The following is a 12,088-nucleotide window of genomic DNA, read 5'->3' as shown; positions in this document are numbered from 1 at the left end:
TAGAGAAATAAATTAAAAATGAATGGAGCATACACATGAAAGCAGCCCGAAATGTATTAGAATATTTAATAGCTAATGAAGTTAAACATATATTTGGTATCCCAGCTGGTTCTGTAAATGCGTTTTTTGACGAACTTTATGATATGCCTGAATTAACACCAGTCGTAGCGAAGCATGAAGGGGCGGCATCCTACATGGCTGCCGCTTATGCTAAATACACAAATCAGCTAAGTGTGTGTATTGGTTGTAGCGGACCAGGTGCCACAAATCTTGTAACAGGTGCTGCTAATGCTATGCGAGAGCATTTACCTGTTTTATTCATTACAGGTGCCATACCTCTTAGTACGGTAGGTTTGAATGCATCACAAGAATTAGATGTAGAACCAGTCTTCAGGCCTGTTACAAAATATAGCGTTACGGTTAATGATGTAAAGGATGTACTTAAAGAAGTCGCACTAGCAATTGAAATTGCTATATCGGGAGTACCAGGACCTGTACATATTGCGATACCGATTGATATTCAACATGAAAATATAGAAAATGTTGAAATGCCACCACTTCCAAAAAGGCTTCCTATTGTTCCTGACCTAGACAAAATAAAAGAAACAGCTAGAGAATTGGTAAAAAGGGAGAAGGGTTATATTTTTGCAGGACAGGGAATAAGAAACTCTGTTGAGTTATTAATAGAGGTGGCAGAATTGCTGAATTGGCCAATTATAACAACTCCACAAGCTAAGGGATATATCCCTGAGGAACATCCGCTTTTAGTCGGAGTGTTTGGATTTGCAGGTCATGAGGCTGCCTCTGCATTGATTAATGAAGGGGATGGAAAAGCATTATTAATTGTGGGCTCCAGTTTAGGGGAAACTGCGACAAATAATTATAATGGAAACTTAATAAAAGATCGCTTCTCTGTTCAAATGGATTTTGACCAATCTGTCTTCAATCGGAAGTACAAAGTGGATATTCCAATACTAGGCGATATCAATTTAAGTTTATTAATGTTAATAGAAGAATTAAAGGCTTTAGGGTTGCAAAAGGATCGCGCTGAACTTACCGTTGAAAAGAAGAAAGAGGAAGAGAATATAGAGGAATATAATACGAAAAATGTTCTCCTAAACCTTCAAAAATGTTTACCGTCAACTACTAGATATACCATTGATATTGGTGAATTTATGTCGTATGTTATTCATCACATGAAGGTCATAGATTTTGACTCCTATAATATTAATGTACATTTTGGTGCAATGGGAAGCGGAATTGGTTCTGCGATTGGTTCAAAACTGGCTGAACCGGAGCGTCCGGTTGTATGTATTACTGGTGATGGCTGCTTTTTCATGCACGGGTTGGAAATACTGACGGCGAAGGAATATAATTTACCTATTTTATTTGTTGTGATGAATAATGCTCGTTTAGGAATGGTATATCACGGTCATTCATTACAATTCCGTAGAACTCATCCATCCTTTGAACAGGAATCAATCAATATTAGTGCGATGGCTGCAGCTATGGATATACCAAGTTATAGAGTCAATGAATTAGAAGATATCAATCAAGATGTTATAAACAACTTAATGAATGTAAATGGGCCAGCAATTCTAGAGGTTGCCTTAGTCGATAATAATACTCCTCCTATGGGAGATAGAGTTAAATTTTTATCGTCTTTTGGAAAATAAGGTTGTTTTATTCACTAATAAAAAAATCATATAGGGATTTCCTATATGATTTTTTTATAAAGATTGATATGAATTGTGAATTACCTTAAGAATTGTTCCGATGACTTGCCCTTTAAATTCGTCTGGAATTGCTTCTCCAGATGGATTTGAGTAATAGTAACATCCTGCCCTTTCATCGCAAGAGAATCCAAAGTTTGTTAATGATTGCTTTAGGTCCTTCGGCAATTCTTCTAATCCAGTTTGCTCAGTGAAATAGTCAGTAGGAAAAATCTTTACATCGACATCCCCTAATCCAGTATGAACAACAAATAAGTCTTGTTCATCACGAACAACCCACTGATTTTTAGAAAATAAAGAAATTCTTGCCCCTTCTAAAGAGGATATTGCATCTAAGTTAATACCAAAAATTTGATTGATAAGTTGGCGGATTTCTATTCCTGTGGCCTTTCTTCCATAATGGCTGAGGGTAGAATCTATGGCCTTTATAGCAATGTTCTCAGTTGAGGAACCTGATCTTGCCATTATCCATTCTTTTGATAGGACAGGTTTAGTTGTTAAATCAAATTTGAAAATGGACATTACAATGTTACAAATCTCGGTACTGGTTATTTTTCCTTGGTGAGAATCAAGATGTTTGTCCATTAATTCTACTTTGTTCACTCGGTCTGCACCTTTTTCTAACATGTACAACAAACTCCAATCATAAAAGTAAAGTATGTTTTTTTATCAATAACATAGAAAGAGTTTAAAAAATTCTTGCCCTTTCGCTAAAAATATAGACTGGATATTCTCCATTTAACTGAAAGTCCTTAAAATGCTGTTATTCTATTATACTAATTAATACCTGTGTGTTGTTATAAAAAAATTAAGATATATTTTATAGAAAAAAGGAATTAAAAAGCATTCCGATCTCTTCCTAGATTTAATCCTAACTAGCATGAATCCACCTAAGACTACAAAACCTTCCTCTAAAATGTTAAAGTAGTAACTTAACGACATTCATTTATACATGCTAAAAGCATTACTATAATCAACATTTCAGGAGGAAACACAATGGCAATGAGCAACAACGATATATTAAAAAGAGTAAGATATGCTTTAGATATAAAAGATATAGATATGGTAGAAATTTTTAAACTTGGCGGAATGGAAGTAACGAAAGAAGACGTAGTTGATATGCTTACAAAAATAAAGAGAGCGCCTCAGCACGAACCTGAAAACCCTGATGTGGAAGAAGATGAGTACGTAAAAACATGCGATATGATGATGTTAGAGGCGTTTTTAAATGGATTTATTACTTTAAAAAGAGGTAAGCAAGATCCGAAACCAGGGCAACCGGCACCTGTACAAAGCAAAGAAAGTGCGAATAACCTTCTTCTAAAGAAAATGAAAATAGCACTATCTTTAACGAGTGAGGATGTACTTGATATATTAGATAGCGTAGGCGTTACGGTGACTAAGGGAGAACTAGGCGCTCTATTAAGAAAAAAAGGCCATAAAAATTACAAAGAGTGCGGCGATAGATACGCAAGGAATTTCATTAAAGGATTAGCTGTAAAGTATAGAGGATAATGATTCCGTTAAAGCGGTAAATGATATAATAGGTAGAGTAGGGTGTTCGTATCCTACTCTTTTTTATTTGTAAAAATAATATGCTAGGTGATGAAATGGTACATACATATTTAGGCGAAACAATTAATTTTCATATAACTTATAAAAAGAAAAAATCGGTGCGTTTTTTGGTGGATTCTTACGGGAATGTTGAGGTGCAAGCTCCAAAAGGGACACCTGTTGAATATTTAGTCCAGTTGCTAGAAGAGAAGTGGGATTGGATTCAGACAACACGTAAGGAAATGGCGGAGCGAGCGCGTGGACCACAGGAAAAGGATTATGATCAAGGAGAAGGCTTTTTGTATTTAGGAAGTACGTATCCGATACAAATTTCTCAAGATACAAATATTACGCAAGACAATGCAGTGTTTGAAGGGGATAAGCTACATATTTGTGTGAAAGATCTTAAAGATGAGAAAATACAGCAAGCTTTAAAACGATTTTACTATAAGCAGTGTAAGTCATTAGTAGAGAAGAGTATTAAAGCGCATCAAAGTAACTTTAAAACAAAACCACGTTCTATTCGTATTACAGATAGTAGTCGCACGTGGGGTACTTGTGATTCGAATTTACAACTAACCTTCAATTGGAAGCTAGCGATGGCACCACAGCGAGTAATTGATTATGTAGTTGTTCATGAAATGTGTCATATGGTTCATTTAAATCATGATCGCTCTTTTTGGCGTCTTGTCGGGAAGATAATGCCCGATTATAAGGAAATGGAGAACTGGTTAGCGTTATCTAGTTGGAAGATGACGGTTTAGTAGGAGTTCCCAACCCGAGGTATTGTCCAAATGAATATTATTATTTGAATCATATAGAGTTATTAATTTTAAGTGCATTGTGATATTATCAAAAATGTAAATGGATTAAAATGGAATATTATTGTGGTGGGAGTGAGAAAATGCAAACAAACAATGTGAAATCAGTCCTTGAAGCGTGGCGTTTGATAGAGTCATTAAATCCAAGTGAAGTTCCTGGTAAGGAAGAAAAAATAAAAAAGAGTTATTTTAAAGATAATAAAGATAGAAATAGAACACAGTTAATACAACTTGAGGAATATCCGTGGGAAGAAAATCAATTGAAAGATGATGAGAACTATAAAGTGCAATATCAGTACTATATGTCTTGTTTTGAACATTACAAACTAGTTGATTTTATAAGGGGAATTTTAAAGAATAGCGACGAGGTTATTAATAAAGATTATAAAATATTATTTGGCTTTTCTTTTTCTGTAGATGATGAAGGGAACTATATTACAGGTTCAATATTTGTTCCTTTACTTATGTATGTAATGAAAAGGATGACACAGAATACGGAAAATTATTATAGTAATCTTCTTGTTCAATTTGAAGGTCAATTAAAGTTGTTTGAGGAAGAGATAAAAAATACTTTTATTAATGGATTAACAAGCGAGGCCTTAATCAAAGTTCAGCAAATTTATCAACGTTATTTTTATCAAGTAGAAGATAGTAATATGAATTATTTGGAATTGAAAGTAGTTAAAGCGGATAAGAAAGTTCCTATTCAAAACTTTAATAGTTTTTATTTAAGAGATTTGGTTAATATACTGGAAAAAGGGGAAAATGAAGCGCTTCGTCAGTTTATTGAGGGAGTGAATACTGAAAAACGTATAGATATAAATGAGAATCGGGAATATATCGAAACGATTTTACAACCTAGCCATATACCCGATGGACGTTGGCCATCACCTGTAGAACATAGATTATCATTGATGCAGCAAGTAGCTGTTAACCAGATTTTAAATAGTAATCAACAAATTAGTTCTGTTAATGGGCCACCTGGAACAGGTAAAACTACATTGTTAAAAGATATTTTTGCAAATATTGTAGTTGAAAGGGCAAAGGAAATAATAAAGTTGAAAGATCCTACCCAAGCATTTCAAAAAGAGAAAACAATTAAAGTAGACGACTATCATTATCCAATATACATATTGAATCCTAATCTAACAAAATATTCAATGGTAGTTGCATCAAGTAATAATGGGGCTGTTGAAAATATTTCAAAGGATTTACCAAAAGAAAAAGAAGTAATACGTACGTCTAATGAAAAGGAACCGAATCATTATGATGCTTTGTATGCTGAAGAGGCAAGCGAACTAGAAATGTATTCATCGGTAGCACAAGATCTTTTAGGAGATGAGATAAAAACATGGGGCCTATTTTCAGGGGTTCTTGGGAAGTCAGAAAATATTTATAGCTTTGGTCAAGCCTTGTATAAATCAAAGGAGAATGGTAAAGGATTTATACAGCAACTAGAAGAAGAGAGCAAAATAATAACATTAGAAAACTGGGAAAATGCGGTTGAAGATTTTCAAAATATTTTTGAATCGATCCTTAAGAAAAAAGAAGAACTTCAAAAATTCTCTAATAATTATAAGGTGAATTTATCTTTGAATGACTCATTAGAAAAAAAGAAAGAACAAATCCTTATATTTGAAGAAGAGAAAACAAAGATAGATGACAGATGCGAGTATTTAGAAGTGCAAAGAAAGCTGACAGAGCAACAAATTCAAATGGTGCCTAAGCTATCTTTTTTTAAAAGGCTTTTGGGAAAGGAAAATGTTAAAAAACTGGAGTTAGAAAAGGAATTAAATGATATTATTTGTGAATTAAAGGGGAAACAGGAAGAAGCTTATTTAAAAGGGGAACAAATAAAAGATAGTAAGAAGATAATAGAGAAAATAAAGGTAGAGAATTCTATTTTTATAGAGCAACAAAATTATTATAAAGAACAGGGTGTAGTACTACCAAGTGAAGAGTATTGGTCAAATTCAAAAGAGGCATATGAATATCGTCAACTAAATACAATTTGGCTTACTGATGAATTGAACTTTGAAAGAGGCTTGCTGTTTTTAAAGGCTATGAAAATTCATAAGTTACTACTTGCGTTCAATTTTAAAGCGATTAAATCTACTATACGATTACTTAATAATCGTACAAAGTTAGATTTGAATGATGCGGATAATAGAAGGTATTTAAAAAAAATTTGGGAAACAATTCATTTAATTACACCTTTAATTAGTACGACTTTTGCAAGTTTTAGTTCTATGTATAAAGGTATAGGAAAGGATATCATTAATTATTTATTTATAGATGAAGCAGGACAGGCAAGTCCGCAACAGGCAGCTGGTGCTATATGGAGAGCGAAGAATGTAATAGTAGTTGGAGATCCTATTCAAATTGAGCCAGTTGTCACAATCGACCAAACAATTTTAGGGGATATTAGAAAATATTTTAGTATAGATAATAAATATATTGATATGGGAAGTTCTGTTCAAACATTGGCAGATTTAGCAAATCCATATGGTACATTTAATAATTCTGGACAATGGATTGGAACACCATTATGGGTTCATAGAAGGTGTTTAGATCCAATGTTTACAATAGCTAATGAAATAGCTTACGAAAATAAAATGGTATTAGCTCAAAAAGAGCGAGGAAAGAGTGTGTGGTTTGACTGTAAAGGTTTGACCACAGATCGCCAATTTGTAGAGCAACAAGGAAAATTAGTAATAGAGCATATTGTGCGCCTATGGACAAATATTTCAAAACCGCCAAATGTATATATAATTTCTCCTTTTACTGCAGTAAAGGATAGTATGAAACAAGAGTTGGAAAGTAAATTGAAGGATATGAACATCTCTCGTACGTTAATTAAAAATTTCTTGAAAAATTCTATAGGTACTGTTCATACATTTCAAGGAAAGGAAGCAGATGTTGTTTATTTTATAACTGGCACAGATATGAATAGCGATAGTGCGGCTAATTGGTCATGTTCGAAGCCTAATTTGTTAAATGTTGCAGTTACAAGAGCCAAAAAGGAATTTTATGTGGTAGGTGATTATAAACGATTTTCTCAGAAACCGTATTATAAATCTATAGTAGATAATGTAGATAATGTTCAGAGGGAAAATACCCACTCAATGAATAAGTAAAATTATTTATAGATTATGGGTACATTAAAACAAATGACCAATGGGAAGTAAGATGCATTGGTCATTTGTTTTTTTATAATAGGTGATTATTTGGAGAATTTAACGAAAAAAGTATTATTTAGTTTTTCCATCTCATACCCACGATAACCCTCCGAAAGCAACGCCTGCTGTCCACCAGCATCACTCATCGGAACGATCTTAATATCCGTCCAATCTTGTTTTTTAACTCCGCGCAATTCCTTCACAAAAACATACCGCAGACTCCCACCATACTTCTCCTTCAATGCAGCAATCTCCATCCCTTGTGCAAACTTATCTTTTAAGCTTGGAATGTTAAAAGGTGCAACGGTGCAGCACACATAATCATATTTGCTGTTTTCTTTTTGTAATTCGTCCATGATGACTGTGGCTAATATTTTTTGCATCCCATTTCCTCGGCAGTTCGGATGAACATTTGAGATTTCTTGATAGATGACGCGGTGTAGTTCACTTTCTGGTAAGCCGATATCAAGTCCTAAATGTTCATCGTCGATAGGAGGGACGAGTAGGGCGCGAAATGCGGTGAGTTCGTTTTCGATAAAAGCACCAATCATCATGCCGTTTCCTTCTAGAATGTATTGAAATTCTTCTTGGGAGAGTGGTTGTAGACGACTTTTATCTTCTAGTGCTTCAACTACAACGTTTTGTAATAATAAAATTTGTTCGATGTGCTCTAGTGATAGTAATGTAACGTGAAATAGCTCGTTATTTTGTTTTAATCTGTCCTCGTATAGAACTGTCATGCGTTAGTCCTCCTTTAGCGTACAACGTCTTGAAAGACGGTGAGTTCTTGTAATGTATCCTCATTTATTTCAATGCCGAGTCCTGGCTGTTCGTTTAAGCGAATAAATGGTACGTCGTAATGTAAGTTTCCGATGTCCTTCGTGAATTTTAATGGACCTGTAAGTTCAACGCTCGTAATAATTTTTTTCGAAAAAGCGACATGGAATCCCGCGGAAGAGGCAACGGATGATTCGACCATGGATCCAACTTGGCATTCAATGCCTGCCATTTCAGCTTGATGAGCAAGTTTTACAGCTGGATATATGCCGCCGCATTTCATTAGTTTTATGTTTACTTTATCAGCCGCGTCTAATTTAATAATTTGGCGCATTTCACGAGAGCTCTTTAATCCTTCATCAATCATAAGTGGAAGATCTGTTTTAGAACGAATGTGAGCCATTGCGTTAATATCGTCTGCAATGACAGGCTGTTCAATCCAGTCGATGTTTAAATGACCTAATGAACGAAATGCTGTTAATGTGTTTGCACTATTTTTCCACCCTTGGTTTACATCAACACGAATTGCGATGTCATTTCCTACACGCTCACGTACTGCTTCAATTCGTTTTACATCTTCTTTTACATTTGTACCGACTTTCATTTTGAAAGATTGGTAACCTTTTTGAATCATAGAGGCAGCTTCTTCGGCCATTTTTTCTGGATCTGCGATACTTAATACGTGAGTGATAGGAAATTCTTCATGGTATCGTCCACCAATTAATTGATATACAGGTTGATTTAATTTTTTACCCATTATATCGAAACAAGCAATATCTATTGCAGCTTTTGCAGTAGGAACACCGTAAATTGTATTATCCATCATATCGTGTATTTTCTCGATATTCATTGGATTTTGCCCGATAAGAGCAGGAGCTAGTGTATGCTTTAAAGTATGGAAAGTACTTTCCCACGATTCACCTGTAACGTGATCATCAGCGACGCCTTCACCATAACCGATAATGCCTTCGTCTGTTTCCATTTTGACAATAATAGAAGGCATATCAGAATAAGAACCGTAACTAATAACAAACGGATCGCGAAGCGGTAAACGAATTGCATAAAGATGAATAGCTGTAATTTTCATTAGGTAGAGACCCCTTCCTGTTTACAATGGTTTTGTACATTTGATATAGTTGACATTAAATAGTCGTTAATTAATGATAAGGAGTTAGAGAAATGATGATAAAAATTGCAGTTGTCGGTTCAAAAGAGTTTATGGAGACACTTTTACCTATTGCTCATAAAATAGAAGAAATAGAAATTGATCCATATATTTACCTTCATCCGGCAGAATCTTCTGAACTATTAAAGCGTTTAAAGCCTTGTGATGTCATCTTTTTCTCAGGTGCTTTACCTTATTATATGGCAAAAGAAATAAGAGAACAATTACGAATTCCAAGTACGTACTTACAGCAAGACGAGACGACTGTCGCATCTTCCATTCTTTCTATCATGTATCATCAAAGTATTCAACCACATAACATTTCTATCGATTTAGTAGACCGCTCGTTTATTACAAATGTGTTCCATGATATCGGTATAAAAGAAAGTCCACAAGTGTTTGATTATGAAAATATGCTGTGGAGTAAAGATGAAATAAATAGAGTTATCGATTTTCATGTAGCTAAATATCAATCTGGAGAGGCTCATTTAGCTTTAACTAGTATTCACGCTGTTTACGACGAGCTTCAAAAACTAGGTGTTCCTTCAGAGCGAATGATTGATCCAACACAGTCCATTATACATGGGTTAAAAGGTGCAAAAATAAAAGCTGAGTTAGCAAAAAGCTATTCAGCTACTGTTGGTGCTTGTATTATTTCTTCCTTAGAATTACGAACGAATTTGCTTGAAAAACTAGATGTCATTTCAAAAGAACTACATGGTTCATTTAAACAAGTGGATGAAATGACATGCATTTTGTATACAACTCGTGGTGATATCGAATCCATTATAAAAACAAATATAATAAATAATTTATTTGCGAGTATAGAAGGAACGATAGCTATTGGATTTGGTTACGGAAAAACTGTGAAAGAAGCGGAGCAAAATGCAAAAATTGCTCAAAGTTTTGCAAAGAATAATCCAATAGATCGTTGTTTTTATATACTAACAAGTGATAAAGATTTATTTGGTCCGTTCCCGAAAGAACAGAGAGTACAAAGTTTGAAAAATGATAATCCGGAACTAATGAAAATAGCGAAGGAAACGAAGCTTAGTCCGGCCAACTTGTCAAAAATTATTCAATTTAGTCAATCGCATCCGTCATTGAAGTTTACAGCAGCTGACCTTTCTGAGTACTTACAAGTGACTCGAAGATCGACAGAAAGGTTGTTAAAGAAATTAGTTGATTACGGGTATGCTCATATTTGCGGCGAGGAAATGCCCTATCAACAAGGGCGACCTCGCGCACTATATGAACTGAATTTACCGCTATTTTTAAGCTTCTAGTTGAGCTTTTTGTTTCTTTAGTAGTTCTGCTTTTTCAATGTCTGATAGTTTTGTAATTGTGAGACCAGTTATACCGTAAATGATTGAGATAATAGGTACAATGAAATTCAAAATAGCATAAGGGGCATATTCAAATGCACCTACGCCAAGTGTTGCGAGAATAAATACACCGCACGTATTCCAAGGAACAAAGACAGAAGTTAATGTTCCACCATCTTCTAATGCTCTGGATAAGTTTTTTGAATGTAGTCCTTTTTCCGTGTATGCATTTGCGTACATTCTTGAAGGGACGACAATTGAAATATATTGTTCAGAGCAAGTAAGGTTTGTTGCAAAGCAAGATGCGATAGTAGAAGCGATAAGCCCTTTTGCTGATGTCGCTAATTTTAAAATTTGATTTACAATGGAGCGAAGAATACCTGTATGTTCTAATACTCCTCCGAAAGTCATAGCGACAATTGTCATAGAGACTGTATTCATCATCGAATCTAAGCCACCGCGGTTAAATAGTTCGTCTACTAGCTTGTTTCCAGTGTCTATAACAAATCCAGCTTGGAGTGCACCGACAGATGCGGAGACAGAACCACCTTGAATAAAGACTTGTGATAAAAATCCTAAAATAATACCGACGAGAATGGCTGGTATGGCAGGAACTTTTTTAGCAACCAATACCATAACAACTACAGGTATGATTAATAGGAAAGGTGAGATAACAAAGTTTTGCTGCAATACTTGTAATGTTTGCTCGATACTTTTGGCATCAATATTGTTAGCACCGAAGCTTCTTCCTAAGAACGCATAAACGATAAGAGTAATAATTAAACCTGGAATTGTAGTAAATAACATATGACGAATATGTGTGAATAAATCTGTATTTGTTAATCCTGCGGCTAAGTTTGTTGTGTCTGAAAGCGGTGACATTTTATCGCCGAAATAAGAACCGGAAATGATAGCACCGGCAACCATCGGAGCTGGGATTCCCATACTAAGGCCAATGCCCATTCCTGCAACACCAATTGTTCCCATTGTAGACCAAGAGCTACCAATAGCTAATGCAACAATAGAACAAATAATTGTAATTGAAACTAAAAATAGTGATGGAGTTAATAGATTTAAACCGTAATAAATCATTGTTGCGACGATTCCACCACCAATCCAAGCACCAATCGTTAAACCTACTAGGATAATGATAACGATAGCGGGTAATGCGAGGCGAATTCCTTTATACATTGCTTCTTCAATGTCGTTCCATTTGTAACCGTAACGCCAAGCGACGATGGAAGCAACGGTTGTACCGATAATAAGTGGGACGTGAGGGCTTTGTTTTAATACAACAATTGTAACCATCATAACTGCAACTGTAATGATAATAGGGATCATGGCTACACCAAAAGGTATTTCTTTTTTCATAAATGTCCTCCTTGTTATGTATGTTTGTTTGTATTTTTAGAATTGTCGTAAAATAGACGTTTATTAGGTTATGATAACTAAAAATATATGTAAGCGTCAACATAAAAGACAGAAAATAAGTAATATTCTAGTTGTTTGTTTAGTTTGTAATATAGATGTAGAG

At 34.8% G+C, this 12,088-nt stretch carries 9 protein-coding genes; 5 read left to right on the top strand and 4 right to left on the bottom strand.

Annotated elements, in window-relative coordinates; genetic code table 11:
* Nucleotides 1-35 precede the first annotated feature (35 nt).
* Nucleotides 36-1,676, top strand: a complete 1,641-nt coding sequence (locus QCI73_RS25665; protein WP_353824000.1) for a thiamine pyrophosphate-binding protein — start codon at nt 36-38, stop codon at nt 1,674-1,676.
* 54 nt (nt 1,677-1,730) lie between these two features.
* On the opposite strand, the gene QCI73_RS25660 is transcribed toward QCI73_RS25665, so the two are convergent.
* Complete coding sequence (locus QCI73_RS25660) at nt 1,731-2,360, bottom strand: hypothetical protein (RefSeq protein WP_262724550.1); 630 nt, start codon at nt 2,358-2,360, stop codon at nt 1,731-1,733.
* 369 nt (nt 2,361-2,729) lie between these two features.
* On the opposite strand from QCI73_RS25660, the gene QCI73_RS25655 reads away from it, so the two are divergent.
* The 3 genes from QCI73_RS25655 (at nt 2,730) to QCI73_RS25645 (ending at nt 7,245) form a co-directional block, all read left to right on the top strand.
* Nucleotides 2,730-3,248, top strand: a complete 519-nt coding sequence (locus tag QCI73_RS25655) for a YehS family protein (RefSeq protein WP_001251709.1) — start codon at nt 2,730-2,732, stop codon at nt 3,246-3,248.
* A gap of 95 nt (nt 3,249-3,343) precedes the next feature.
* Nucleotides 3,344-4,051 (top strand): M48 family metallopeptidase, encoded by a 708-nt coding sequence (locus tag QCI73_RS25650; protein WP_353823999.1) that lies wholly within the window; start codon nt 3,344-3,346, stop codon nt 4,049-4,051.
* Nucleotides 4,052-4,191: 140 nt separating this feature from the next.
* Nucleotides 4,192-7,245, top strand: coding sequence for a DEAD/DEAH box helicase (locus QCI73_RS25645; protein WP_353823998.1), 3,054 nt, complete (start codon nt 4,192-4,194; stop codon nt 7,243-7,245).
* Nucleotides 7,246-7,331: 86 nt separating this feature from the next.
* Here the strand turns inward: QCI73_RS25645 and QCI73_RS25640 are convergent, their stop codons facing one another.
* Nucleotides 7,332-8,027, bottom strand: coding sequence for a GNAT family N-acetyltransferase (locus tag QCI73_RS25640; RefSeq protein ID WP_353823997.1), 696 nt, complete (start codon nt 8,025-8,027; stop codon nt 7,332-7,334).
* A gap of 14 nt (nt 8,028-8,041) precedes the next feature.
* Entirely contained in the window at nt 8,042-9,151 is a 1,110-nt protein-coding gene (locus tag QCI73_RS25635; protein WP_353823996.1) for a mandelate racemase/muconate lactonizing enzyme family protein, read from the bottom strand.
* Between the two features lie 92 nt (nt 9,152-9,243).
* Here QCI73_RS25635 and QCI73_RS25630 point away from each other — a divergent pair, with 92 nt between their 5' ends.
* Nucleotides 9,244-10,515 (top strand): transcriptional regulator, encoded by a 1,272-nt coding sequence (locus tag QCI73_RS25630; RefSeq protein WP_262724555.1) that lies wholly within the window; start codon nt 9,244-9,246, stop codon nt 10,513-10,515.
* Here the strand turns inward: QCI73_RS25630 and nhaC are convergent.
* On the bottom strand, nt 10,504-11,925 hold the full coding sequence (gene nhaC, locus QCI73_RS25625) for a Na+/H+ antiporter NhaC (RefSeq protein WP_000711543.1): 1,422 nt from the start codon (nt 11,923-11,925) through the stop codon (nt 10,504-10,506). The genes QCI73_RS25630 and nhaC overlap by 12 nt on opposite strands.
* Between the last annotated feature and the right edge of the window lie 163 nt (nt 11,926-12,088).

The sequence above is a fragment of the Bacillus cereus group sp. MG16 genome, from assembly GCF_040459875.1.
In the GTDB taxonomy this organism is placed as follows: Bacteria; Bacillota; Bacilli; order Bacillales; family Bacillaceae_G; genus Bacillus_A; species Bacillus_A paranthracis.
The sequence above is the reverse complement of the archived record's forward strand: the minus strand, read 5'-3'. Positions and strand labels throughout refer to the sequence as shown.